20 protein-coding genes are annotated in these 26351 nt (G+C 64.9%); 9 read left to right on the plus strand and 11 right to left on the minus strand.

Annotated elements, in window-relative coordinates:
* Positions 1-129 precede the first annotated feature (129 nt).
* The 8 genes from AC25MA_RS25520 to AC25MA_RS25555 form a co-directional block, all read right to left on the minus strand.
* Positions 130-1809: an alpha-keto acid decarboxylase family protein gene (locus tag AC25MA_RS25520; RefSeq protein ID WP_213883668.1), complete on the minus strand. Its 1680-nt coding sequence runs from the start codon at positions 1807-1809 to the stop codon at positions 130-132.
* Entirely contained in the window at positions 1806-3560 is a 1755-nt protein-coding gene (locus AC25MA_RS25525; RefSeq protein WP_207853233.1) for a flavin monoamine oxidase family protein, read from the minus strand. Before AC25MA_RS25525 ends, AC25MA_RS25520 begins: the two co-directional genes overlap by 4 nt.
* A 200-nt stretch (positions 3561-3760) precedes the next feature.
* Positions 3761-4534 carry a hypothetical protein gene (locus AC25MA_RS25530; protein WP_486972539.1) on the minus strand — a complete coding sequence of 258 codons (774 nt, stop codon included), beginning with the start codon at positions 4532-4534 and terminating at the stop codon, positions 3761-3763.
* Positions 4535-4597: 63 nt separating this feature from the next.
* On the minus strand, positions 4598-5875 hold the full coding sequence (locus AC25MA_RS25535; RefSeq protein ID WP_028692017.1) for a bifunctional O-acetylhomoserine aminocarboxypropyltransferase/cysteine synthase: 1278 nt from the start codon (positions 5873-5875) through the stop codon (positions 4598-4600).
* Between the two features lie 125 nt (positions 5876-6000).
* Positions 6001-9222 carry a DEAD/DEAH box helicase gene (locus AC25MA_RS25540; RefSeq protein WP_486972540.1) on the minus strand — a complete coding sequence of 1074 codons (3222 nt, stop codon included), beginning with the start codon at positions 9220-9222 and terminating at the stop codon, positions 6001-6003.
* 107 nt (positions 9223-9329) lie between these two features.
* Complete coding sequence (locus tag AC25MA_RS25545) at positions 9330-9752, minus strand: hypothetical protein (protein WP_028692015.1); 423 nt, start codon at positions 9750-9752, stop codon at positions 9330-9332.
* A gap of 139 nt (positions 9753-9891) precedes the next feature.
* Positions 9892-10845 (minus strand): SCO family protein, encoded by a 954-nt coding sequence (locus AC25MA_RS25550; RefSeq protein ID WP_486972541.1) that lies wholly within the window; start codon positions 10843-10845, stop codon positions 9892-9894.
* Positions 10846-10901: 56 nt separating this feature from the next.
* Positions 10902-14297, minus strand: a complete 3396-nt coding sequence (locus tag AC25MA_RS25555) for an Ig-like domain-containing protein (protein ID WP_486972542.1) — start codon at positions 14295-14297, stop codon at positions 10902-10904.
* A 245-nt stretch (positions 14298-14542) separates the two neighbouring features.
* On the opposite strand from AC25MA_RS25555, the gene AC25MA_RS25560 reads away from it, so the two are divergent.
* The 4 genes from AC25MA_RS25560 (at position 14543) to AC25MA_RS25575 (ending at position 16763) form a co-directional block, all read left to right on the plus strand.
* Positions 14543-15289 (plus strand): sulfite exporter TauE/SafE family protein, encoded by a 747-nt coding sequence (locus AC25MA_RS25560; protein ID WP_069017253.1) that lies wholly within the window; start codon positions 14543-14545, stop codon positions 15287-15289.
* Positions 15290-15441: 152 nt separating this feature from the next.
* Complete coding sequence (locus AC25MA_RS25565; protein ID WP_062361048.1) at positions 15442-16182, plus strand: hypothetical protein; 741 nt, start codon at positions 15442-15444, stop codon at positions 16180-16182.
* A 64-nt stretch (positions 16183-16246) separates the two neighbouring features.
* Positions 16247-16492: a type II toxin-antitoxin system Phd/YefM family antitoxin gene (locus tag AC25MA_RS25570; protein ID WP_050705246.1), complete on the plus strand. Its 246-nt coding sequence runs from the start codon at positions 16247-16249 to the stop codon at positions 16490-16492.
* The gene (locus tag AC25MA_RS25575; RefSeq protein WP_110739916.1) at positions 16482-16763 is read left to right on the plus strand and encodes a type II toxin-antitoxin system RelE family toxin; all 282 of its coding nucleotides are present in this window, start codon (positions 16482-16484) and stop codon (positions 16761-16763) included. The genes AC25MA_RS25570 and AC25MA_RS25575 overlap by 11 nt, the downstream gene beginning before the upstream one ends.
* 18 nt (positions 16764-16781) lie before the next feature.
* Here AC25MA_RS25575 and AC25MA_RS25580 read toward each other — a convergent pair whose 3' ends face one another.
* Complete coding sequence (locus AC25MA_RS25580; RefSeq protein WP_062361051.1) at positions 16782-17699, minus strand: LysR family transcriptional regulator; 918 nt, start codon at positions 17697-17699, stop codon at positions 16782-16784.
* A gap of 158 nt (positions 17700-17857) precedes the next feature.
* Between AC25MA_RS25580 and AC25MA_RS25585 the strand changes: the two genes are divergently transcribed.
* The 3 genes from AC25MA_RS25585 to AC25MA_RS25595 are packed head-to-tail and all read left to right on the plus strand — an operon-like array spanning position 17858 to position 21442.
* Entirely contained in the window at positions 17858-19162 is a 1305-nt protein-coding gene (locus tag AC25MA_RS25585; RefSeq protein ID WP_062361053.1) for an MFS transporter, read from the plus strand.
* Between the two features lie 16 nt (positions 19163-19178).
* Positions 19179-20420: a Zn-dependent hydrolase gene (locus AC25MA_RS25590; protein ID WP_062361055.1), complete on the plus strand. Its 1242-nt coding sequence runs from the start codon at positions 19179-19181 to the stop codon at positions 20418-20420.
* Positions 20420-21442 carry a histone deacetylase family protein gene (locus AC25MA_RS25595; protein WP_062361057.1) on the plus strand — a complete coding sequence of 341 codons (1023 nt, stop codon included), beginning with the start codon at positions 20420-20422 and terminating at the stop codon, positions 21440-21442. Before AC25MA_RS25590 ends, AC25MA_RS25595 begins: the two co-directional genes overlap by 1 nt.
* Before the next feature lie 84 nt (positions 21443-21526).
* On the opposite strand, the gene AC25MA_RS25600 is transcribed toward AC25MA_RS25595, so the two are convergent.
* Complete coding sequence (locus AC25MA_RS25600) at positions 21527-22951, minus strand: aminotransferase-like domain-containing protein (protein ID WP_486972543.1); 1425 nt, start codon at positions 22949-22951, stop codon at positions 21527-21529.
* Positions 22952-23390: 439 nt separating this feature from the next.
* Between AC25MA_RS25600 and AC25MA_RS25605 the strand changes: the two genes are divergently transcribed.
* Both AC25MA_RS25605 and tam read left to right on the plus strand, forming a co-directional pair.
* On the plus strand, positions 23391-24800 hold the full coding sequence (locus AC25MA_RS25605; RefSeq protein WP_182324451.1) for an amino acid permease: 1410 nt from the start codon (positions 23391-23393) through the stop codon (positions 24798-24800).
* A gap of 153 nt (positions 24801-24953) precedes the next feature.
* Positions 24954-25730 (plus strand): trans-aconitate 2-methyltransferase, encoded by a 777-nt coding sequence (gene tam, locus AC25MA_RS25610; protein WP_062574378.1) that lies wholly within the window; start codon positions 24954-24956, stop codon positions 25728-25730.
* Here the strand turns inward: tam and AC25MA_RS25615 are convergent.
* Positions 25707-26081 (minus strand): DUF2784 domain-containing protein, encoded by a 375-nt coding sequence (locus AC25MA_RS25615; RefSeq protein WP_486972544.1) that lies wholly within the window; start codon positions 26079-26081, stop codon positions 25707-25709. The two genes, tam and AC25MA_RS25615, sit on opposite strands and share 24 nt — an antisense overlap.
* Positions 26082-26351 lie beyond the last annotated feature (270 nt).

The following is a 26351-nucleotide window of genomic DNA, read 5'->3' on the forward strand; positions in this document are numbered from 1 at the left end:
TGGGGATTTTGGGCAGGTCACGCAAGGGTTTCTTTTTGGTTGGCATACATGCACCTCTTACTCATGTTATGCCCGAACACAAAATTTCTGACACCCTCGGCTGATGCCTGACACCACTGCTCCGTAGCCTTAACTCACCCCGGCCAACCGTTTGATCTGCTCGGCAAAGTCCTTCTCGGCAATCTTCACCTCCACCAGCACCGGCCGATCCTCCACCATCAGCACCTGCGCCAGCAACCGTTCCAACTGGTCCACCGTCTCCACCCGATACCCCAGTGCGCCATACCCGCTCGCCAGCGCCGTATAGTCCAGCGCAGGCAGGGTATCGAACGGCGCAAACTCACCTTCGGGCGTGAACGCGTCAGGGTCGACGAAGGCTTGCTCGATCGCATACACCTGGTTGCTCATCACGAACACCAAGGCATTGACCTTGTTGCGCGCCAACGCCGCCAGTGACTGGCTGACCATCATGAACCCGCCGTCGCCGGCCACCACCACCGGGCGCCGGCCGCTGCCCAGCGCCACGCCCAGGGCGCAACCGGTCTCGTGGCCGAGCGAGCCCCAGATGGCGTCGGAGATGAAGCTGCCACGGGGCATGCCGTTGATGTTGCTGGCCACGTACAGCGACGAGCTCTCGCCAAGGATCAGCGTGCTGCTCTGCCACAAACGGTGCTCCTGGGCGAAGTTCACCAGGCTGTCGAAGAAGCTCGCGTAGCTCAGCGCGCTGGGCACCGCGCCGCTGCCCAGCAGTGGGCGGGAGGCGGCCAGTGCCGCGCTCGGGCGAGGGAACTGGAGGTCCACCTGCAGGGCCTTGAGCAGGGCGTCGACGTAGTCGGGCAGGCGCACGTTGGGGTAGTAGTCGGCGCCGGCGCGGGCCAGTTCGCAGTTCACCTGGACGATCTGGCCGTAGCGGGCCTTGAGCAGGTCCAGGTAGTCGTCGGTGAAAATCACGCCGATGGCCAGGATGCAGTCGCAGGCATCCACCCGGGCCGAGGTCTCCGGGCGTGAGGCGGGGCCGGCGTAGGTGCCGATGAAGGGCGCCTGGCTTTCGTCGAGCGCGGTCTTGGCGTCGAGGGTGGTGGAGAAGGGCAGGCCGCAACTGTCGATCAGGCGCTGCACGGCGTCCTGTAGGCCGTAGCGGATAATCTCCACACCTAGCAGCACCAGGGGCTGCCGCGCCGTCGCCAGGCGTTGCACGCTGGCTTCGACCAGGCTTTGCAGGGCCTGGGGATTGGACGGGCGCGGGGCCGGGGTCAGCTGGCCATGGGGGCGGCTGACCTCGGCGCCCCAGATGTCCTGGTAGGCCTCCAGGTAGATGGGCTGGCGGTGGGTGAGGGCGGCGATCAGCGCGTTGTCGATCTGCCACGGCGCGCGGTGCGGGTCGGACAGGATCTCGCAGGCCACGGTCACTTGCTCCAGCACGTTGCGGTCGGCCTCGAAGTTGCCGGTGGAGTGGTGGAACAGCACGTTCTGGGCATTGGCCTTGAGGCGGTCGCTGGTCGAGGGGCTGGCGGAAATCACCACCACCGGGTTGCGCTCCACATAAGCGCCGGCGATGGCGTTCACCGCGCTGAAGGTGCCCACGCCGTACTGCAGCGACACCGCGCCCAGGCCGTGCACCCGGGCGTAGCCGTCGGCGCTGTAGGCGGCGCCCATCTCGTAGATCTCGCCCACGGCTTCGATGCCCTCGAAGGCATCCAGCGCGCTCATGAACTTCGAGCAGTAGTCCCCCGGAACCTGGAACACCTTGTCCAGGCCCAGTTCCTTGAGGCGGGTCAGCAGGTAATCGGCAACGGTGAAGGCGCTCATGGCTTGATCCCCGCGCAGATGTTCTGGGTGATGCCTTCAAGCACTTGCGAGGGATGCGTGGGCATCGGCGGCGTGGCGTAGTCGATCTCTTCCGGCGCTGGGGTCGGCAGCAACTGATAACTGGCGGGGAGCCAGTCAGGACGGGGCAGCTCGAAAAACTCCTGCAGCGCGGACTCGGCGGTGGTCAGCGCGCCTTCGACCCAGCCCTGACCGTAGGAGTAGGCCTCGCCGACGATGAACACCTGCTGGTCCTGCACCGGATGGCGCATCTTCTGGATGATCAGGTCCAGGCGATAGTTGGCCTTCCATTCGTGCCAGCCACCGCCGTACGGGTCGGCGTCCCACGCGTGGTACACCGCCGAGTATGGCGCCGGCAGCTCGACCTGGGCGTGCAGCTGAGTGACCTGGCGCTGGGCGATGCGCACCATCTCGTCGCTGATCTGGAACTGCGTGCGCGGCACCACGGCGTCGCTGGCGATGCGGCCTTCGAGGCTGCGCGGGGTGTAGCCGACGAACTCGGGGCCGTCTTCCAGCCCTTTCCAGAACGGCACGGTGCCGATGTCGTTGTAGGAGGCCATCAGCAGCGAGTTGTAGGTCTGTTCACCGCCGGGCTGCTCGCACTCGGTGCCCATGTAGTAGCACTGGCGGATCGGCAGGTCGGTGACCGAGCGTCCGGCCACCAGGCCCAGGTTGCGCCACCAGGGTTGCTCGTAGGCGAGGAAAAGCTTGAACGCCGACTGCACCAGCACCGAGCCGAGGTTGTCCTTGAGCCATGGGTCGTCGAACAGCGGCGAGTCGATCAGCTCCAGCGAACGGCGCGGCAGGGCGAGGATCACCTGGCGGGCGTGGACGATGTCCTCGCCTTCGAGGTCGTGGGTCTTGCCGTTGACGGTCTCGGTGTGGCGCAGGTGCAGGCGGTAGGGGTACTCGGTGTCGTCGCTGTAGCTCAGGGCGGCCAGGCGGCGGTTCATCTGGATGCGCTGGTCGGCGGGCACCAGGCCGCCGGCCTGTTCGGTGAAGCGCCGGGCCAGGGTCAGCGGCAGGCTCTGGAAGCCATCCTTGAGCGTGCGGAACACGGTGGCGTCGCTGTATTCGGTGGCCGGCAGCTGGGTCACGGCGCTGGCGTTGGCGACGTTGGCCTCGTAGCCGCCGGCGTCCTTCATGAACTGGTAGCCCTCGTTGCTCAGCACGCGGTAGAGCAGGTCCCAGAATCCGTAGCGCCAGATCGGCTTGCCGAACACCTGCACTTGCATCTGCTCGGCCAGGCTCAGCTTGTCGAAGCCCGGGTAGATACTGTTCATCACGTTGACCTGGAGGTCTTCGGGGTTGTAGCCGCGTTCGGTCCAGCCCAGGTCGTAGGGGATCTTGTGCGGCGCCTCGACGAAGTCGCGGAAACGGAAGCGCTGGCCGCGCAGGTAGAACAGGTTGTCCTTGGCGCCAATGGGCGCGTCCTTGGGCAGCTCGTTGCCCATGGGGAAGTCCTGGCTCGGCAGGCCCAGGTGTTGCACCAGGGTGTCGACCATCACATGGCCATCGGCGCCGGGCATGTAGCGCATGCCCCCGACTTCGGCGACCACGTTGGGCAGGCCGGGCAGCTTGACGCTGAACAGTCTCCCGCCGATGCGATCGCCATATTCGAACAACTGGATACGCTGGCTGTCGCCATGGGCCTGTTGCAGGCGCCAGGCGCTGTAGGTACCGGAGACACCGCCGCCGATGATGGCGACGTCCAAGGGTTGGGGCTGGCTCATCGCAAATTCCCTTTTGTTGTTGTGGGCAAGGAATCCATGTGAAGAGCCAGTATTGTCGAGGTTTGCTGGAATGCCAGTTTGCCATCATTGATTTTGGGGACGGTCCTGGGGGAGGGGGCTTCGTAGGAATGGGTAGTCTCGGCAAGGCCGCTCCCATAGGGGCAGGCGTCAATTTTGAACGCCCGGCAAGAGCGTTGCTCTCAGTCGGTTCGCAGGCGCCGCAAGACCGTCGCCAAGGCGACCGTCAGCGCTACGGCTACGCCCATCGCCAGGCTGATGGTCACGGCAACCCCCAGCCGCTCCAGCAACCCCGCCATCGCCAGGTAGAACGCGATCACCCCCACCGCGCCAATCGCATTGCCCCGCACCATCGCCGCCATCCCGGCTCGGCCGCCCTGCACATGGGCGAATACCACCAGCGGCCAGGCAATCACCGGAATCGGCGCCAGCATGCCGCTGGTGGCCGGCCCCAGCCAGCTGGCCAGGCTGGTGGTGACCATCAGCAGCGAGGTGGCGGACACCATGCGCAGCGGAATCTCCCAATATCGGTGTCGGGGGCGGGCAAGGGTGTTGGGCCTGGGCTCGCGGCCACTGGCGCGAATCAGCACGCCGATCAGCAGCAGCGCCACGGCCACCGACAGGTACAGCCCACCCCAGTGGGTGAAGGCATAGGCCGCCAGGCCATAGAACAGGATCGACAGCGCGACGGCCGGTGCGATACCGAGTCTGCGCGTGGCGAACAGGTAGAAGGTGTAGGTGGCCTGCACGGCCGCCAGCCCACCCAGTGCGCCGGGCACCGCGCCCAGGGCGAAGCCCGTGCCTTGCTCCAGGCACAGGAAGGTCATCACCAGCGCCGAGGTGATCGGCAGCCCGGACAGCAGCCCGCCGAGCAGGCCACCCCAGCGCCGCGAGGCGAGGGAGATGGCCCACATCAGCAGCGGGGTGACGACGAGTTTCAGGTAGAAAAGGGTCATTGCGCGGGGTTCCGGTTCTGCAAGGGGGCGCCCGCCGTCGGCATTGGGTGGGGCGCAGGTGAATCAGCCTCGGCTGGCCTCCAGTGCCTGGGCGAGGTCGGCGATGATGTCGTCGCTGTGCTCGATGCCGATCGACAGGCGCACCATGTCGCGCGGCACGCCGGCTTTTTCCAGCTCTTCGTCGTTGAGCTGGCGATGGGTGGTGGAGGCGGGGTGGCAGGCCAGCGACTTGGCGTCGCCGATGTTGACCAGGCGCACCACCAGTTGCAGCGCATCGATGAAGCGCGCCCCGGCGGCCTGGCCGCCCTTGATGCCGAACGACAGGATCGATGCCGGCTTGCCGCCGGTGTAGCGCCGGGCCAGTTCGTGCTCGGGGTGGTCCGGCAGGCCTGCGTACTTCACCCAGGCTACCTGGTCGTGCTCCTGCAGGTAGCGGGCGACCTTGAGCGCGTTCTCGGTATGGCGCTCCATGCGCAGGGCCAGGGTCTCCAGGCCTTGCAGGATCAGGAAAGCATTGAACGGCGACAACGCGGCGCCAGTGTTGCGCAGCGGCACCACGCGGCAGCGACCAATGAAGGCGGCGGGGCCGAAGGCTTCGGTGTAGGTGACGCCGTGGTAGGACGGGTCGGGGGTATTGAGCAGGGCGAAACGCTGCTTGTGCTCGGCCCAAGGGAATTTGCCCGAGTCGATGACGATGCCGCCGATGCTGGTGCCGTGGCCGCCGATGTACTTGGTCAGCGAGTGCACCACGATATCGGCGCCGTGCTCGAACGGGCGGCAGAGGATCGGCGTGGCCACGGTGTTGTCGACGATCAGCGGCACGCCATGGCGATGGGCTGCCTCGGCCAGCGCGGCGATATCGACGATGTTGCCGGCGGGGTTGCCGATCGACTCGCAGAACACCGCCTTGGTGCGTTCGTCGATCAGCGCCTCGAGGGCGGCGATGTCGTCGTGGGCGGCGAAGCGGGTGGTGATGCCCATGCGCGGCAGGGTGTGGGCCAGCAGGTTGTAGGTGCCACCGTACAGCTTGGCCACCGAGACGATGTTGTCGCCGGCCTCGGCGACGGTCTGGATGGCGTAGGTGATGGCGGCCATGCCCGAGGCCACGGCCAGCGCGCCGACACCGCCCTCAAGGGCGGCCATGCGCTGCTCGAGCACGTCGTTGGTGGGGTTCATGATGCGCGAGTAGATGTTGCCCGCGACCTTGAGGTCGAACAGGTCGGCGCCGTGCTGGGTGTCGTCGAAGGCGAACGAGGTGGTCTGGTAGATCGGCACGGCCACTGCCTTGGTGGTCGGGTCGGGGCTGAAGCCCGCGTGGATGGCGAGTGTTTCCAGCTTCATGCGGTCGTTCCTTGAGCGTGGGGGTGGAAGCGTTCGAGCATGGAGCGGGCCGCAGGTGCGGGTCAAGTGTCACACGGGCGGTGCGGCCAGGCCCGGCATCGGTCGGGCCTGGTTCGCGCGGCTGCTCAGGCAGAGGTCGTGCTGTCGAGCGGCAGCAGGGATCGTTTCGGCAACAACGTCATGATCTGTTTGAACTGTCGGCGCTTGCTCCAGTCATCGTAGTCACCGATGACGTACAGCCGCTCCCTGGCGCGGGTGACTGCAACGTTGAGCAGATTCGGGGTTTCCACCGCCCAATCTCGCGCACCTTGGCTGTCGGCGCTTCCGCCCAGCAGCAGTACGATGATCTGCGCTTCCTTGCCTTGCATGGTATGAATGGTCCCGTAGACGATCTGGGCGGGCAAGAATGTCGAGAGTTTGCTCCGTACGTCTTGAAACGGCGTAATGACCGTGATCGCGTCCTTTGGCACACCATCGGCCTCAAGGCGTTCCAGCAGACGTTTGAGCATGATGCCTTCCTGACGGACCCAGTTGCCTGACGAAGGACCGGGAGCATGCAGCCAGCCGGAGGGAAGGCTGGCCTTGGTAGCTTTCGCGGGTTCCGGCGTGCCCGTGCCATAGACCATAGCGTCGGCATAAGCGATACGGTTTGCCATCTCGAACATTGGACGGTCGCAGCGGCGATGGACCACCAGTGGTAGGCCTACCCAGGTCTGCGCCTCCTTTGGGCCCAGCATCTTGCCCCATCGCGTGGCGAGGTCGGCAAGGGACTGGGCGGACTGGCGATTGCAGATCCAGTGCGGATCGACCTGGTAGTGGTTTCGCATGTGCTCAAGCACCGCATCGTATACCGGCACGATGGGCGGCAATTGCAGCGGATCGCCGACCAGCACGGCGCGGCGTGCACGCCATAGGGCGCCTACGGCAGCCTGTGGCGTGGCCTGGCCGGCCTCGTCCACCAGCAGCCAGCCAATTTCTTCACAGCCAAAGCTGCCGAACGATCGGGCGAACGAGGCGAAGGTACTGCTCAGGACCGGAACCACCATGAACAGTGATGCCCAGATCGACCGGCTCAGGTCTTGGGAAATGCCCAGATACTGGCTGCCTGTCAGTTGTCGGGTGATGCAGTAGAGGTTGGCGCTCAAGCGCTTCGCCTCGATCTGGAACAGGGTCTTGTGCAGGCCGAGTGCCTCGATGAACACCCGTGCCCGTGCCTGGCGCCAGCCTTTCAATTGCCAGGGCTCGAGTTTCTCAATGGCCTCCCCACGGCCAATATCCCCCTGCGTCAGCCAGGGCAGCAGATGCTCGGCTCCCCCCACGACGGCAAGTTGCCGAGCTGTTTCGACGTCGGTGTGCAGTGCAGCCTCTGCAAGCCCAAGCTGCTGCTTGACGGCTTCGAGCTGCAGTTGATGCATCTGTAGCTGCTCGGAAAGGCGCGCATCCTGTTTCATGGCGGTGGCGTAACTGTCGCTGCAAAGCTGGTGGCGTTGCTGCAGATAGGTACGTTGCGCACGCCATGTGCGGCCCGCCCCCCCGAGGGTGACGAGATTGCGCCATATGCCGGGCCGTTGGCCGACGTGGCTGTCGAGGGCATCCAGCGCATTTCTCAGTTGGTTCCGGGCTGGCAGCAGATTCGCGTTCTCGTGGTCTAGCTGGCCGGCCTTGAGTCGCTCATGGGCGCGCCAGTGAGCGTCATGCTCAGCCTGTTGAAAGGTCAGCGCCGTTCGACTTTCACGAACGGCATCGATTCGTTGATTGATCGCCGCGATTTGCTCACACAGCGCGTCGGCTGCTTCCTTGCTGGCGGTGTAGCGACGTTTTGCCGCTTTCCAGCGTGCCTGGCGTTCGCTCTCGGGGATGCTGTTGGCCGGGTTGCTCAGCCAGCCGATGAACCCCCGAGGACCGGTCGGCTTGTCGGATACGTCGATATCCGCGGTGTAGCTGTCTTCGTGCTCAGCGAGCACGTCGGCGGTCTGCAGGTCGTTTGCGGCTTCGCTCGTTCGTGCCTTTTTCTTCTTGGGGGGGGCTTCACCGTAGAAAAACTGGCTGACGAACTGCTTGCGCTTGGTCTTGCTGCCCAGTGCCGCAGAGATCAATCCCCAGGCCGGCTGGTCGATCAGCAACGTGGCGATGTCAGCGAAATAATCGATTTCGCCAAGCCAGGAGGGGTCGACCTTTCCGGCCTGCGGCAGCTCCAGCGTGATGTTTTCCACCGCGCCATTATTGCTCGAGGCTACCACCACTTCGAAACCGAACAGCTCGGGGTTCAGGCGGTAGCCTTTCTGCGGCCGCCCGCCGTCGTTGAGCTCCTCGCAGCCATTGTTGAGAAAGGCCTGGGAAGCCCTGTCGAACGAGGCGAGCACATCGGCTCTGCGGGTCACCACGGCCGCGATCAGGTCGCGCAACAGCGTGGTCTTGCCTGTTCCTGGTGGGCCGTTGACCCCCATGACTCCAGCACTTTCACCGAGTTCGGCCAACAGGCTGTTGACTGCCAGCTGTTGCGAGTGCACCAGGCCAAGATGCTTATCGCTCGGCCAGCAGCCCGGCGCATGGCGATGGGGATAGAGACGCTCGATGATCGGCAGCGAGGCATGCGGCTGGTCCAGGTGCAGCCGTTGGCCTGGGGCATGTTCACGCAGGTACTGGGTGAGCGCGGTACTGGACACGCCGCGATCCAGCGCCGATGCGACATGAGTGAGGTCATCGAGCAGGAAGCTGTTGAGTGGATCGTCCTGAGGTGCAGGCTTTTCTGGATCGATCGGGGTGGAGCGCACCCTGTGGCGGTGAGCGGCATCGCCGAAGAATGCCTCCAGCCCCAACGCTTGAACAATCGCCAGGGTCAGTTCATGCAACGCATCGCTGGTGACGACGGTGCCAAGCAGCTGACAGGCCAGTTGGCGGGCGTCGTCCTGCGCGCTGGCGAAGCCATGCTCCCAATTCCGCTCGGCAAGCACGCAACCAAGAAACCAGGCTTCGCTGGACAGCACCAGGCTGTCCGGTACCAGCATGCCTTCGGCGCTGAAGCGCAGGGCGAACAGGGCCGTTTCCCGCGACTGTGGCTCGCTGTAGCCCTGGTCGGCGCCAAACCGCTCCCCCAGGGCGGTAGTCACCGCCAGGCTGTCGTAAAGGTGGGCGAACAGGCTGTGGCTCCATACGCGTTTTTCCGGCAGTTTCTGTTTGCCCACCAGGCTGCCGGGCATCCAAGGCAGCGGGTCGTCCTGGCTGCGGATGTCGTGAAAGAACGGCAGATAGATGTCGTCCTCGTCACGGATGTTCAGTTTGGGGACGGGTTGAGGTTGCAACAATTCGATGGCGTGCCAGTAGCGCACGATGTTTGACGGGTTCATCGACATCCTTGAAAACGGGGCCTGGGGATCCGGGCGGTCGCTCTAGGCAAAAATGCGGCATGTGAACTGCGGCGCGTTGGCGTCCTGCCGCGCTGACAAGATGGGCTTCAGGGTAGAAGCCAGGTCGTGGTCGGGGTGATGGCGCGCTGTATGCCGACCGCCTGGCAGTGCTCGAGAATAGGCAGGATGTAGGTGATGACCATGCGCCCAGGGTTGCCGTTGGGCTGAAGACGCGCCGCCAGGCAGACCGGGCCGGCCAGTGCCGGATCCTTGTTTGAGGCGACCGGGACTGCGTTGGAAACGCCGAAGTGCCCGTTGGCTGCGAGATAGTCCAGTGTTTGCTGGAACGCCCCACGGCTGATGGTCAGGCTACTGGCCTGGGCGCCGGTGGTGATCGTCAGGTTGTCGGCACCCACCGTGTCGACCTGGAAGCGGGCGTTGCTTGGCGTGTGGGGTGTTTGCAGCTCCTGACCCTGCAGGCGAGTGATCAGCGCCCAAAGGGTGCTGTCGACCTGGGTGATGTATGGCATGAGAAGACTCCTTGTGATCTCGGCGAGCAGGCGTGCATCGGATCCAATGATGCGATGGCTGAGTGTATACCGCGAGCTTAACGCGATTTGATGGCTTCATGATATTGCCAGCTGCCCTGTGGCGTTCCCCTGCGGTCGCTCAATATGGTGCTTGCAAGCGCGTCGTTTCCTCTTCGAGATAGCCGACCAGCGCCGCCACTTCTGTTTCCCCCAATCGCATGTTGGGCATCGCCAGCTGGTTGTACTGCGCGTACAGCAGCATCGCCAGCGGGTCTTTCTCCGCCAGCATCCGGTCGGGCTCCATCAGCCAGCGCTTGAGCCAGGCCTCGTCACGCTGGCGGGTCACTCCCAGCAGGTCCGGACCGATACCTCGGGTGGCGCCGGGCTCGGCCTCGCCCAGGGTATGGCACGACGAGCAGCGGGTCCTGAACAGTTGTTCGCCCGCGCTGGGCGGGCGAATGTCGGGGGCCTGGGTGTAGTCGTGGTGCTGGGCGCTGGCGGTCTTCCAGTTGTGCAGGCTGTTGGCCAGGCGGTCGGCGAGGATGTACGGGCTTTCGAAGGGCGAGGCCTTCATCCAGCGGCCGGTGGCCTGGTTGCCGATGATCAGGCTGAGGTTGTGGTCCTTGCTGCGGCCATTCTCAAGGCCCTCGATGTACAACCCGAGGCTGCGACGCAGTTGCTCGATGTCGGCGGCTGCGCCGGTAAGCAAGGTCCAGCCCGGGCCGATGGCGAACTTCTCGGCGTAGCGCTTGAGGGTGGCGGGGGTGTCGTTAAAGGGATCGATGCTGATCGAGTAGATGAAGATGTCCTGGCCGACGCGCTCGCCCAGCAGCTTCTGCACCTGGCGCAGGCGGGCGGTCTCCACCGGACAGGAGTCGCCGCAGCCGGTGAAGATGAAATTGATGGCCACCACCTTGCCCTTGATCAGGTCGTCGAAAAAGCGCACCTGTTGGCCGTCCTGGGTGAGCAAGGGGATGTTCGGAAAGTAGTCGGCGCCCCAGGGGGTGGAGGGTGTTGCGCGGGGGCTGGGGGGCAGCGACCAGGAAAGGCCGAGGGTGAGCAGCAGGAGCAGCAGGCGGCAGAGGCGGGGCATGGTCTGACCCTCTTGGGTTGGCATGAAAGGGCCGCCTGGCGGCCCCTTGCACGACGTCACTTGATACTCAGCGGCACCGTCACGCTCTGCCCCAGTGCCGACTTCACCGTCACCGCCGGTGGTGACGCCGGGCCGCTGCCGGTGGTGATCACCGACAGCTTCCAGCGCGCGCCGCTGCCGCTGCTGCTCAAGGGCGCCAGGCCCAGGTCGAGCGGCCCGCTGGTGGTGTTGGTGGAAATCCGGATGCTGTTGCCGGTGGCCACCGAAGTGGTCCCGGAGACTTCCCAGGTCCAGCGGTTGTTGCTGCGCAACTGCACCGTGGCGCTGCTGACCTGGATCTCGTCCATCGGCACCGCTGGCGAGACCGCGATGCTCACCGTGGCCGGCGCCAGCGACTCGAGGCCCTTGGCGTCGCGCGCGGCGTACGTGAAGCTGGCGGTGAACGCCGTGGCGACGGTGGCCGGTGGGGTGTAGGTGAGCTGCGTGCCGTTGCTGCTGACCGTGCCTTGGCCGGAGTCGGGCTGGGCCAGGCTGCTGATGCTCAGCGGCAGGTTGCCGTCGGGGTCGGTGTCGTTGGCCAGCACGTTGAGCACGATCGGCTTGCCGGCCATGGTCGCGGCGCTGTCGTTCACCGCCACCGGCGGCTTGTTGCCGTCGTTGCCGGAGCCACTGCTGGCAGTGCGGAAGGTCGGCAGGGCGGCGGAGTTGACGTATTCCACGCCATCCCAGCCGGGCAGCGGCGTCGGCATCATCTGGAACTGGCCGGGGTGTTCCAGGTCCCAGCGCAGCAGCATCGAGGTGTCCTCGTGCTGGGTGTTGTGGCAGTGCTCCATGTAGGTGCCGGCGAACTCGCGAAAGCGAATGGCCATTTCCACTTCTTCCGACGAATCAGCGTCCGGGCCGATGCGGTAGACGTCCTTGCGCGCCCATTTTTCCCATTCCGGCGGCGCCTTGCCGTCACGGCTGAGGATTACCCCTTCCTCGAAGTGCACGTGCACCGGGTGGCTCCAGCCATTGCCGCCGTTCTTGATCTTCCACACCTCCAGGGTGCCGTCGCCGCTGAAACCGCCGTCGGTGGCTTCGCTGGCCAGTTGCGGGGCGGCGTTGATGCGCCGCGGGTCCATGCTGTAGCCGAAGCCGCCGTCGGTCTTGATGGTCCAGGGCGCGCTGTCGGTGCCATCGGAGCGGCCGAAGATGAACTCGCGGTGGCGGGCGGCCCTGAGCTTGACCTGATCGCTGGCGCTGGTGCGGTCCAGGGGCAGGGGAATCATCACCAAGCCCGCGGCCTTGCCGGGTTTGGCCGGTTCATACAGGCTCGGGTCCATGCTGACGTCCTGGCCGGTATACGGCTGCACGATCAACTGCATGAACTTGCCGACCACCGGGTCGCCGCCATCCCATTCCGGGCCCTTGCTGGTCTGCTTGATGACCGCCTTGTACTTTTCCGACAGCACGTCGGCCAGGTTAATGGCCTGTTTCGGGCCCTTGCCGGTGTCGTGTTCCATGAGGTTGACGAAGTACAGCTTGTCTCCGGCCTTGATCCCGTTCCTGGCGAAATTGATGATGATGTCGTAGCGCTCGGCGATGCCCTGCAGCGGCAGGATGGCGTTGTTGTCCTGCAGGTTGCCGTCGCCATTGAGGTCCAGGGTGCCGTCGAATGGCACCGCGTGCTCCATGATGTTGCCGTCGTTGGCGATCATGTGGAACGGCACGCGGGCATAGGAGACGTTGGAACCGCTCGGGCCCTTGAGCTCGCCGCTGTTGCCGGCGATTTCACGCACGACGGCAAACTTGAAGTAGCGCGACACCGAGCCGTTGAGGATACGGAAGCGGTAGCTGCGCGCGCGCACCTTGAGCTTGGGCTGGTACTGCCAGTTGACCAGGATCTGGTCGCCGAGAAAGCCGTCGGTGTTGAACGGGTTGAACCACAGCTGGCCGTTGGCGTCCCAGGCCTTGTCGGCGATCACCAGGTTGACGTCGTAGTCGCGGTTGCCCCAGGGCATCGCCGCGCCACTGGGGAAGCGCAGGTTGACGCCATCCTGCAGGGCTTCGTTGCCGCGGTCGATGGCCGAGTAGTAGTTCATCATCACCGCATTGCCCTTGTAGACGTTCTGCGCGGTGAAATCGAGCATGTGGTCATGGAACCAGTGGGTGCTCATGGTCTCGCGCCAGTCGCCGCGGATCTTGATGCTGCCGTTCTCGCAGGTCTTCAGGCCAGGGGAGGCGTCGTTGACGAACAGGGTTTCGCCCGGTGCGCAGGGGAAGGCCGCGCGCGGGTCCTGGGCGCGGGTGTTGATGGTGTCGTAGCCGGCCAGCTGGATCGGCCAGCGATAGTCGTAGTACTGGCCGGGGAAGAAGTAGGCATTGGCGAAGCCGTCGCTCTCGGCTGGCGAGTGGCCATTGTGCTCGTGGGTGGAGATGGTATGCAGGCCAAAGCCGTTGTTGGCCGAAGGGTCGATCGGCAAGGCGTTGTAGTGGCGCATCAGCACCGGTTGGCCATAGCGCACCATCAGCAGCTTGGGTGGAAAGGTGCCGTCGAAGGTCCACAGCGCCTTGTGGCCCTGCAGGGGCATCTTGGGGTGGAAGCGGGTGTCGATGCCCTTGGTGGTGCCCAGGGTGGTGGGGATGTCGGAGGTCTGGTAGTACAGCCCGCCCGGGGCGAATTCGCCCTTGGCATAGTTGTGCAACTGCTTGCGATCGCGCAGGCCCTGGTTGATGCGCGCCCCGGCCTGGGCGGTCTTGAACGCGGCCTGGGGGTAGAACTCGTTCCAGCGCTGGTGCGACCAGCCCTTTCCTGGCGGACGGCCTTCGGCGGGCGAACCGACCCCGCTGCGGTTGAGGAACATCTCGATCTGCGCCTTCCACGGGTTGCGGTCGAGCACGTTGGCGTACTGCGACGGGAACGGCGTCAGCCCCGGCTGGGTCAGGAACGCCTCCAGGGCGTTGCCGTTGGGGCTGCTGCGGGCCGCGTAGTCGGGGTCCTGGGCGGGGGCCGCGCCGACCACGGGCGGCGGAAAGGTCATGACGTAGGGCGGGGTGGCCGGGTCGAGTTTCTCCGGACCGAATTCCTCGAACAGCAGCAACTGCTGGGTGAACGGCTCGGCGCCGAACAATGGGCTGGGCTTGCCGTTGGTGGGGTATTTGCGCGAGGTCTGCAGCGCGGGGGGCAGCACGTTGTTGGTGGTCACCGTCGCGCGGTTGCCATAGACGCCATCGGTCAGTTCCAGCGAGCCCTCGTTGGCCTCGGGCATCGATTTCAAGTCTTCCAGCGCTGCCGCCTGGGCCACTGGCGTGACGGGCGGTTCGCTGTAGGCGGAAGGATCGGTAGGCGGTGGCTGGCCGACGTCGTCGAGCGACCCGGCGAACGCGCTGGCCAGCCCAAGGCTGACCAGCAGTGCCGTAACGGTAGACAACCTGAACACCTGGGTCGATGTCTCAGCGGGTTTGTTCATTGCCGTATGCCCCGTGTTATGCAGACCGGCATCTGTTGCCACTCGAAGAGCGACGAAGTGCCTTGAGCAGGGCACAGCAACGGCTGTGCCAAACGGCAAATGGCCAAACGCCAGTTGTTTCAAGATGTTGCTGAGAGTGAGGGCGAGAAACGCTAAAGGTATTGCCGCAAACCTGGGGCTGGACACCCACTGCTGGGTGGGGAATGCTGCCCACCCGATGCCTTCGATCGTCACCGGGAGCCCATATGGATCCGCTTTACCTTATCGCCCTTGGCGCCATCGTCGCCGGGTTCGTCCAAGGCTTGTCAGGCTTTGCCTTCGGCATGGTGGCCATGTCGTTCTGGGCCTGGGGACTGGAACCGAAGGTGGCGGCGGTGCTGACGGTATTCGGCAGCCTTACCGGGCAGTTGATCGCGGTGTTCAGCGTGCGCCGGGGCTTCAGCTGGTCGCTGTTGTGGCCCTTTGTGCTCGGTGGCCTGGCGGGGATTCCGCTGGGTGTGTGGGTGCTGCCTTACCTGGACATGCTGTGGTTCAAGGCGGTGTTCGGCACGCTGTTGGTGGTGTGGTGCCCACTGATGTTGCTGGCGCCGCGCCTGCCGCGTCTGCAGGGCGGGCGCCTGGCCGATGGCGCGGTGGGCATGGTCGGCGGGGTGCTGGGCGGCATCGGCGGCTTTACCGGCACCGTGCCGACGCTCTGGTGCACCCTGCGCGGGTTCGAGCGCGATACCCAGCGGGCGGTGATCCAGAACTTCAACTTGTCGATGCTGGCGGTGACCATGCTTACCTACCTGGGCAGCGGGTTGGTGACCCCGGCGCTGCTGCCGGCGTTCGCGGTGGTGGTGTTGGCGATGGCAGTGCCGACGCTGCTGGGCACGCGGCTGTACCTGGGGATCAGTGAGCGGGCGTTTCGCCGGATCGTGCTGGGGCTGCTGACCTTGTCCGGGGTGGCGATGCTGGCCGTGGCGGTGCCGGGGTTGCTGGCGCGGGGCTGATCAAGCTGAACACCACCTCTGTAGGAGCGTACATTCCGACTATCACGCAAGACCGCTTCACCTCAGGCAGCCAACCCTTGCCCGAATCCGGTGTTCTTGGCACCCTTGCCTGCCTTGCCTCTCGACACGCCCGTAAAACAAGGAACCCTCAGGTGAATTGGGAAAAAGTCGGTAAATCCCTGGTGGGGCTGCTCGCCCTGGTCGCCGTCGCCGCCATGCTCTATGCGGTGCTGCGCGATGACGACCGCCTGCAGGCACGCCTGACCTATGCCCATCTCACCTACCCGGGCCAGTTCAGCGAGCGCATCAGCCAGGCCAACGACCTGCTCAAGTATGAGCGGTTGCACTCGCAGATCAGCGAGATCGGCGCCGGCGCCCTCAGCCATCCGCAGATCGACAAGCTGGTCGACCTGGCCCAGGCCCCGTACCTGCACCTGTTCGCCAGGCCGTTCGAGGCCGGGTTGGTGGATCACCGCACCGGCCTGCTTATCGAGCTGTACAACCCCGCGCAGGTGCCGCTCAAGGCCGTGCACATCCGCTTGCCGGCCAAGGGCCTGGTGCAGGTGCGTGACGCCGCCGGCAACGACACGCTGGTGCCGACGCCCACCAGCAGCATCGACCTGCCGGCCATCGACGGGGTGAGCGAAAGCAAGGTCTGGGTGTACTTCGATGCCGATTATTCGCAGATCCGTCAGGGCGGGATCAGCATTCGCGATGCCGACGGCAGCGCCGATATCCAGGTGACCCGTGAAGTGGTGGGGTTCCCGGCGCTGCTGGCGCGCTACAGCCAGGTGGTGGTGGCGGTGTTTGCCGGGTTGGTGCTGGGGTTGCTGACGTTGGCGTATGCGTGGCTGGGGCGGGCGAGGACAGCGAGTATTTCGCATCCTCTGTAGCAGCCTTGCTTGAAAAAGACCTGAATTATGACCAAAATATAGCGCTTGAATGAGGGCTATTAACATGCAGAACATCTTTGCCGACGTCACTGTCAGTGTCTCGGAATTAAAGAAGAATCCTACGGCAGTCATGGCCGATGCACAGGGGAAACCGGTGGCAGTCCTCAACCATAATCGCGTCATGGGCTACATGGTGCCCGCTGAACTCTACGAGGCGATGATGGAACGACTGGAAGATATCGAACTGGTGGCATTGGTCAAGGCGCGCGCGGGAGAGAAAGGCATCCCGGTCGAGCTGGATGACCTATAGGCTCGAGTTCCTGCCTTCGGCCCTGAAGGAGTGGGAGAAGCTGGGGCACACCGTGCGTGAGCAGGCCAGAAAGAAGCTCCGGCAACGCTTGCTCTCGCCCAAGGTCGGTGTGGATGCGCTGCGTGATTTGCCCAACCACTACAAGATCAAGCTCAGGGCCAGCGGCTATCGACTGGTCTACCGCGTCGAGGATGATCGGGTAGTGGTGGTGGTGGTGGCGATAGGCAAGCGTGAGCGCGGGCAGGCCTACCGCTCGGCTTACAATCGCTGAGTGTCTGCAGCATCCCAGCTAGGTCGCTGGTGTACAGGCCGACAGCAAGGCCTCGATGAACAGGCCTTCCGCACGGCTCATGCGCTGGTCCCTGTTCCACAGCAGGTGGATGTCCACGTCGGCAATGCCCTCGTGCGGCGGCAGTTTCCACAGCAGCCCCGCGTCTACATCCTCCGCCACCACGTGTTCGGGCAGGCAGCCGATGCCGAAACCGGCAATGACCAGGCGGCGCACCTCTTCCAGGCTCGGTGACGAGGCGACGATGCGCCCGGCGAAGCCCTGCTGGTCGCGGAAGATGGTCAGCGGCGAAAGCATGCCGCCGATCTGGTCGCTGGTAAAACTGACAAAGTTCTCCCGTTGCAGATCGCCTTCGGCCTGGCCGAACAGCCCGTGGTGCCTGCCGCAGAAGAACGCGTAGCGCTGGCGCAGGAACAGCCGTTGCTCCAGCCGTGGCTGCGGCCGACGGTTGAGGCTCAGGCCGGCGGTGGCTGTCTTTTCCTGCAGCGCGGCGACGATGTCGGAGCTGCGCATCACGTCGATCTCCAGCTCCACCCGCGGGTGCTGGCGGTGAAACTCGGCGAGAAAATCATCGAAGCGTTCGCTGACGATGCGGCTGATCATCAGCAGGCGCACCTTGCCTACCAGCTCGTCCGCCGGCTGTTCCAGCAAGCCACCGATCTGCGACATCTGCCCGTATACCTCGCCGGCCAGCTGGAACAGTTGCTCGCCCACCTCAGTCAGCACGAAGCGCGGGCCGCGACGAGCGATGAGCTGGCGTCCGAGCTGTTCCTCGAGGCGCTTGAGCGCCTGGCTCACGGCTGGCTGGGTGAGGTGCAGGCGGGCGGCGGCGCGGCTGATCGACAGCTCCTGGCCGATGACGCGGAAGGTGCGCAGCAGGTTCCAGTCGAGGCGGTCGTTGAGCAGGCGGTCGGGCATGGTCGGGCTCGATAATAAGTGTGGCTAATAATTCGAATAATAAATAGAAAATTGAATTATAGGCTTTGGCGATGAATCATCTCCAGCAGTGCAGGCGCCGTCAGAGCGTCGCCATGTCCTAAAAACTCCTGCCAGAAAAACAACCAAAGGAGCCACCCATGAAGCCCGCCGCTTCGCCCCAACCGCGCCGTGCCGCCGCCGCCGCGTTCATCGGCACCATGATCGAGTGGTACGACTTCTACATCTACGCCACCGCCGCCGCGCTGGTATTCGGCGCCTTGTTCTTCCCCTCCGACAATAGCCTGTTCAGCACCATGGCCGCCTTCGGCACCTTTGCCGTGGGCTTCTTCGCCCGCCCCCTGGGCGGCATCGTCTTCGGCCACATCGGTGACCGCATCGGTCGCAAGAAATCACTGGTCATCACCCTGCTGATGATGGGCGTGGTCACCGTCGCCATCGGCCTGCTGCCGACCTACGCGCAGATCGGCGCGACCGCGCCGGTGCTGTTGATCCTGCTGCGGGTGGTTCAGGGCATTGCCGTGGGCGGCGAGTGGGGCGGGGCAGTGCTGATGGCCGGCGAGCATGCGCCCAAGGGGCGCCGCAATTTCTTCGCCTCGTTCGCCCAGCTGGGCAGCCCGGCGGGCCTGATCCTGTCGTTGCTGGCGTTCAGCGCGGTCACCCGCCTGCCGGAAGACGACCTGATGAGCTGGGGCTGGCGTGTGCCGTTCCTGGCCAGCGCGCTGTTGCTGCTGGTGGGCCTGGCGATTCGCCTGGGGGTCAACGAATCGCCCGAGTTCCTCGCCAGCCGCGCGCAGGCCGAGAAGGCCCGGCGCAAGGAGCAGGCGCCAGTGCTGGAGGTGCTTCGGACCGCGTGGCGGCCGCTGTTGCTGTGCATCGGCGCCAATACGCTGGGTATCGCCGGGGTCTACTTCACCAACACCTTCATGATCAGCTACACCACCCAGCAGTTGCACCTGGAGCGCTCGCTGATCCTCGAATGCCTGTTCTTCGTGGCGATCATCCAGTTCTGCGTGCAGCCCCTGGCCGCTTGGGTCTCGGAAAGGCTCGGCGCCACGCGCTTCCTGGCGCTGGTCGCGCTGCTGGCGATGGCCTCGCCGTACCCGATGTTCGTGCTGGTGAGCAGTGGCGAAGGCCCGCTGATCGTGCTCGGCATTGCCTTGGCGGCGGCGTGCATGGCGTCGTTCTACGCGGTGATCGCCGGGTATGTCAGCGGCATGTTCGACACCCGCGTGCGCTACACCGCCATCTCCCTGGCCTATCAGGTCTGCGGCGCCATCGCCGGGGGCCTGACCCCGCTGATCGGCACCTGGCTGGCGCACAGCTTCACCGGCCAATGGTGGCCGATGGCGGTCTTCTACAGCCTGATCGCCTGCACTTCCCTGGTCTGCGTGCTGGCGCTGACGCGCCGGTACGCCCGTAGCCGGCAGCTCGAGCTGGCCTGAATCTGGAGTATCCGCAATGTTGAAATGCAATGGCGAACGCCTGTGGGCGAGCCTGATGGCCATGGCCGAGGTCGGCGCCACCGCTCGTGGCGGCAGCTGCCGCCTGGCCCTGAGCGACGAGGACAAGGCCGGTCGCGAGCTGTTCGGCCACTGGTGCCGCGAGGCCGGCTTGAGCCTGAGCGTGGATGCCATCGGCAACCTGTTTGCCCGTCGCCAAGGCACCGACCCGCAGGCCGCGCCGGTGATGATGGGCAGCCACCTCGACACCCAGCCCGAAGGCGGGCGTTTCGACGGCGTCTACGGCGTGCTGGCAGGGCTTGAAGTGGTGCGCCGCCTGAACGACCTGGGCATCCGTACCCGCAAGCCGCTGGAGATCGCGGTGTGGACCAATGAGGAGGGCGCCCGTTTCACCCCGGCCATGTTCGGCTCGGCGGTGTTCACCGGCACCTTGCCGCTGGCGCAGGCCCTGGCGATCCGCGATGCCGACGGCATCAGCGTCGCCGATGAACTGGCGCGCACCGGCTTTGCCGGCCAGCGTCCGCTGGGTGGCGCCGTGGACGCCTATTTCGAGGCACATATCGAGCAGGGCCCGATCCTCGAGGATAACGCCAACAGCATCGGCGTGGTCAGCGGCGGCCAGGCGATCCGCTGGCTCGACGTGACCGTCGAGGGCATGGCCGCCCATGCCGGCACTACGCCGATGAAGCTGCGCAAGGATGCCTTGTACGGTGTGGCGCGGATGATCCAGGCCATCGAGCAGCTGGCCACGGACTTCGCTCCCGAGGGCCTGACCACGGTCGGTGAGCTGAACATCGCCAAGTCGTCGCGCAACACCATTCCGGGCGTGGTGCGTTTCACCCTCGACCTGCGCCATCACCGCGACGCGGCCATCGACGCGATGGAGCGCGACATCAGCCTGCAACTGCAGGCCATTGCCAACCAGCGCGGCCTCAGCGTGCGCATCGAGCGCCACTGGGTCAGCCCGGCCACGCCGTTCGATGCCCAGTGCGTGGCCGTCGTGCAGCAGGCGGTGGATGGCCTGGGCTACAGCCAGCAGTCCATCGTCAGTGGCGCCGGTCATGACGCGATCCTGCTGGCGCGCTTCTGCCCCACGGCGATGGTGTTCATCCCCTGCGTCGGCGGGCTGAGCCACAACGAAGCCGAGGACGTGTTGCCCGACGATGCCCGCCAGGGCGTCGATGTATTGCTCAACGCCGTGCTGGCCCGTGCCGGCCAGGTTGACGAAGGAGAGGCCTGATGCGCTGCTATTTCCACCCCGAACAACTGCTGCACCATCCGCGCAGCTATTACTCCCGTGGCGCGATGCGCACCCCTCAGGAGGTGCCCGAGCGCGCCCAGCGGCTGTTGCAGGCCGCCAAGGGCCTGGGCTTCGACATTCGCCAGCCTGCCGACGCCGGCCTCGCACCGCTCAAGGCCGTACACGGCGAGGCCTACCTGAGTTTCCTCGAACAAGCCCATGCGCGCTGGAAAGAGGTGCCCGAGGACTGGGGCGACGAGGTGATGTCCAACATCTTCGTGCGCGAACCCAACGCCCTGCGTGGCATTCTTGCCCAGGCTGCTCGCTACCTGGCCGATGGCAGCTGCCCGGTGGGCGAGCACACCTGGCGCTCGGCCTACTGGTCGGCGCAGAGCGCGGTGGCGGGCGCCCAGGCGATTCTCGATGGTGAACCCGCCGCTTACGCTTTGTGCCGGCCGCCGGGGCATCATGCCCGTTACGATGCCGCCGGTGGATTCTGCTACCTCAACAATGCCGCCGTGGCCGCCCAGGTATTGCGAAGTCGCTACGGCCGCGTGGCGATCCTGGACACCGACATGCACCACGGGCAGGGCATCCAGGAGATCTTCTACGAGCGCGACGATGTGCTGTATGTCTCGGTGCACGGTGACCCGACCAACTTCTACCCCGGCGTGGCCGGCTTTGCGGACGAGCGTGGCCAAGGCGCGGGGGAGGGCTGCAATCTCAATCTGCCGATGGCCCACGGGGCGAGTGAAGCGGACTTCATGGCGCAACTGGAGGTTGCGTTGCAAGCGGTGAAGAACTTTGGCGCCGAGGTGCTGGTGTTGTCGTTGGGGTTCGATATCTACGAGCTGGATCCGCAGAGCAAGGTGGCGGTGACGACCGACGGTTTTGCGCGGCTGGGGGAACGTATTCGGGCGCTGCGGTTGCCCTGCCTGATTGTGCAAGAGGGGGGGTATCACCTTGAGAGCCTGGACGCGAATGCGCGGGCGTTCTTCTCTGAAAAGCGGGATTGGCGATAGGACTATCGCGGGGCAAGCCCGCTCCCACTGTTGTGATACAACCTGTGGGAGCGGGCTTGCCCCGCGATTGCGGTGATAGGGGTGTTACACCCCGCCCCGGCGAACATGCTTGACCAGCACCTTCTCCAACAACTCCCACATCGCCGGATCGGTGCTGAACGCCACATTGAAGCGCATCCACCCGGTGGCCTTGGCATCTACCATGAATAGCTGTCCGGGCCCGAGCATGATGCCTTTCTCCAGGGCATCGTCCAGCAGCGCGGCGCTGTCGGGGATCGCCGGATGGCGGGTCCAAATATACATCCCCTCGTCCGATTCGATGAACAGCTCGAAGCCCAGCCGGTGCAGGTGCCGCCCCACTTCCTGATGCGCCTCGGCCAAGCGCTGGCGCAGGCGCTTGAGGTGCTTGCGCCAGCGACCGTCGATGATTGCGGCGTACACCACCCGCTCCATCACCTGCGAGGTGGTCAGGCCTGAGCGCATCTTCAGGTGCAGCAGTTGCTGGGTCAGTTCGGGGTTCGCCAGTAGGTAGCCGACCCGCACGTTGGGCGAGATGCTTTTCGAGTAGCTGCCCACGTACACCACCTGCTGCAGGTGGTCGAGGCTGGCCAGGCACGGCAGCGGGTCGGCGATCATGTCGGCGTAGAGGTTGTTCTCCACCAGCCGGAAGCCATGCTGGCTGGCCAGTTGCAGCAGGCGGTGCAGTTGCGCCAGCGGGGTGCGCGAGCAGGTCGGGCTGTGCAGGTGCGGCTGGGTGAAGAACGCCGTGGGGCGGTGGTGGGCCAACAGGCGCTCGAGCTGGTCGAGGTCGTAGCCCGCCGGGGTACGCGGCACACCCACCAGGGTGGCGCCCTGGGTGCGCAGGATGCTCATCAGGTTGGGGTAGCCGGGGTCGTCCACCAGCACCACGTCGCCGGGGCGCACCAGGGTGCGCACGGCCAGGTCCAGAGCCTGGCTGGCGCCGTGGGTGAGCATCAGCTGCGCCGGGTTGGCGACGATCGACAGTTCCTGCTGCAGGTTCTGCGCGGTCAGCGCGCGCAGCTCCGGCAGGCCCAGGGGGTCGCCATAGCCGGACAGCTCCAGCGGGCTGCCAGCCACCTGGCGCAGGCCGCGACGCAGACCTTCCTCGTACATCCAGTCGTTGGGCAGCCAGCCGCAACCGGGCTTGAACGGCAACTGACGGATCTCGAAGATCTGTTGCAGGTACCACTCGGAATTGAAGGTGGGGCGACTGGTGTCGACCTCGACGTTGTGCTTTTCCAGTAGCTCGTTCGCCGCACGATTGACGAAGAACCCCGCATTGCCCTTGCTTACCAGCAAGCCCTGGGCCACCAGCCGGTCGTAGGCCTCGACCACGGTGAAGGTGCTCACCGAGTAGGTCGAGGCGAACGCCCGGATCGACGGGATCTTGGCCCCGGGCTTGAGCGTCTGGTCGTCGATCAGCGCGCGCAGTCCGTCGATGATCTGGTTGACCAGCGGTGTGGAGGAGTCCGGATGGAGCTGGAGCATTCGGGGGCCTTCAGGTGTGCGCGGCGCCAGGCGCCTGCAGGGGTATCGCGGGTGTATTGCATCGGCGGCCTGTACAGTGCAGTGCGTTTTTCATGCCGCTGTGCATGGCTCTATGTGTTCGACATTTTTACATTACGTGTCAGATATAGCCAACACAGCACGTACCAGCGCCATGAATAATCACAACATCGCTGCTTTGCCGTCGGGGTTTGCCCCGCACCTTCCTTTCGCCTGGCCGGACGCCTCTCGTCCGTCCCCAGCATGGTTCAGTTCGTCCAGAGGGTTGCCTCTGGCCGCGTAAGCAGGCCGCCACGGATGGCCTGCGTGTGCTCGCGCACACCTCCCTGCCCGCAGTAGCACTGATGTACAGGTGAGACCGATAACCATCGGGGTTTCACAGTTTTTCCTTGGATAAAAAGAAGCACGGGGTAAATAACTGATGGACGCAACATCCACATCCACCACCGCGAAGGACGGGCACGAGAGCAAGCTCAGTGCCTCGCTCAAGTCGCGCCACCTGACGATGATGTCCATCGCCGGGGTGATCGGCGGCGCCTTGTTCGTCGGTTCCGGCAGTGTCATCCACAGCGCCGGCCCGGCCGCTGTGCTGGCGTACCTCGCCGGCGGCATCCTGGTGGTGCTGATCATGCGTATGCTCGGCGAAATGGCGACCTCCTCGCCGGACACCGGCTCGTTCTCCACCTACGCCGACCGCGCCATTGGCCGCTGGGCCGGTTTCACCATCGGCTGGCTGTACTGGTGGTACTGGGTGATCCTCATGGCCTGGGAGGCCTACGTGGCGGGCAAGATCCTGCACGGTTTCTTCCCCGACGTGAGCGTCAACGTGTTCGTGCTGGCCACGACGCTGCTGCTGATCACCGTCAACTTCTTCAACGTCAAGCACTATGGCGAGTTCGAGTTCTGGTTCGCGCTGATCAAGGTGGTGGCGATCGTCTGCTTCCTGGTGGTGTGCACCGCCGCGGTGATGAACATCTGGCAGTTCGGTGAAGTGCGCGGTATTACCCACCTGACCGCCGAAGGCTTCATGCCCAACGGCATCACCACGGTGATCGGCGCCTTGCTGGGGGTGATGTTCGCTTTCCTCGGCGCCGAGATCGTCACCATTGCCGCCTCAGAGGCGAAGGACCCGGCCACCCAGATCGTCAAGGCGACCAACTCGGTGGTGTGGCGTGTGTGCCTGTTCTACGTCGGCTCGATCTTCCTGATCGTCTGCCTGGTGCCGTGGAACGACCCGCAACTGGGTGTCTCCGGCTATGGTGCCTACCGCCGTACCCTGGAACTGCTGGGCGTGCCGTATGCCGAGCTGCTGATGAACTTCGTGGTGCTCACCTCGGTGAGCAGCTGCCTGATCTCCGGCCACTACACCGCTTCGCGCATGCTGTTCTCCCTGGCTCAGCGTGGCGACGCGCCGCGCCTGTTCACGTTCACCCGCACCGGTACCGGCGTCCCGGTGAACGCGATCATCGGCTCGTGCCTGGTGGCGGTGTTCTGCGCGCTGATCAACTTCAGTGACACCCTGCGGCCAAAGGACGTGCTGGAAACCCTGATGAACACCACTGGCATGATTGCCCTGCTGGTGTACCTGGTGATCGCCTTCTCGCAGCTGCGCATGCGCCGCAAGCTGATCGCCGAGGGCAAGGAAGTGCGCCTGAAGATGTGGCTGTTCCCATGGCTGACCTACCTGGTGATCGTGTTCATCGTGGCGGCCCTGGTGACCATGGCCTTCATGCCTGACTACCAGATCCTGGTGATTTCCACCGGTATCGCCGCAGCCATCGTGGTGGTCATGGGCGTGGTGCACCAGATCCGTAGCGCCAAGCGTCACTGATTGCGCTGGTGCCTTTGGCAACGGCCGGTCCCTTTCGAGGGACCGGCCGTTTTCGTTTATTGGCAAAACCTTGTTTGCCAGTCAGATCATCCTTACGTTGCAGCATGCCGACATGGCTTATGCTGCACATAATTGCCCTACTAGGAGTCGCCCATGGCCTGGTCCGCCACCCAGTATTCGTTGTTCGAGGATGAACGCACCCGCGCCGTGCGTGATCTGCTGGCCGCCGTGCCGGCGCGTCCGGCGCGGCATGCCACGGACCTTGGCTGCGGCCCGGGCAACTCCACCGAGGTGTTGCTGCAGCGCTGCCCCGATGCCCAGGTCCTGGCCCTGGACAGCGATCCGGACATGATCGACAAGGCCCGGCAGCGGCCACGGCTGAGCATTCCACGGGTGCGTTGCGAGATTGGCGAGATCGCCAGCTGGACCGCCCACGAGCCCCAGGACCTGATCCTGGCCAACGCGTCTTTGCAGTGGGTGCCGGACCACGCCAGCCTCTACCCGCACCTGGTGCGGCAACTGGGCGAGGGCGCCAGCCTGGCCGTGCAGACCCCCGATAACCTCGACGAGCCGGCGCACCGCCGGTTGAGCGAGATCGCCAGCCAGGGGCCCTGGGCCGCGAAGTTCGCCGATTTCAGCCTGCCGCCGCGGCACAACGCCGGGTTCTACTACGACCTGCTCAGCCCGCTGTGCGCGCGGGTGGATGTCTGGCGCACCACCTATCACCACCCGCTGGTCGGCGGCGCCGAAGCGGTGGTGGAGTGGTTCAAGGGCTCGGCGTTGCGGCCTTACCTGGCGCGGTTGGATGAGCAGGAGCAGGCGAGTTTCCTGCAGCTTTACTTGCAGGCCATGCAGCGTGACTACCCGCCGGCCAGCGATGGTCGGGTGTTGTTGCCGTTCCCGCGGTTATTCGTGGTGGCGACGCGCTAGGCGCCAGAGCACGCAGGCGTAGATGCCGAGGTTGAGCAGCAGTACGATGGTGCCCAGCCACAGCTGGATTTGCGGGGTCAAGCCGGCGGGGTAGATCACTGGCCAGATGTAGTGTTCGACGAAGCCGCCGTGGTAGCCGGCGTCGCCGGCGGCTTTGCGCAGGTGGTTTTCCCAGTCGGTCAGGGGGCACTCCAGGTGCAGGCCTTCCACGGCCAGGCCCCAGGCGAGGGCGGGGAGGTGGATCAGCAGGGCGCGGCTGCGCCAGAGCACCAGCAGGCCGCCGAACAGGACCAGCAGGATGAACGAGAGGTGGAACAGGACCAGGGTGTCGGCGGCCAGGCGGTAGAACATGGTGGGGTGGGGCCTTGCTGTTGGAGTCGGGTTAGTTTGTCATGTTTTTTGTTTCTGAGTTTCTGAGTTTCTGAGTTTCTGAGTTTCTGAGTTTCTGAGTTTCTGAGTTTCTGAGTCTGGGCGGTGATTGTTTTTATAGTTGTATGCGCATTCATTTGCGATGTCGACGCATAGTCACCTTTCCGCCCTTACGGCGGGTTACTTAATGAGATGGTCACCCCGGCACCCTGCGAGGCGTACGCTTTCGCAGGGTGCTTTTACTTCGGAGAC

It is taken from the genome of Pseudomonas sp. P65(2024), from assembly GCF_057480955.1.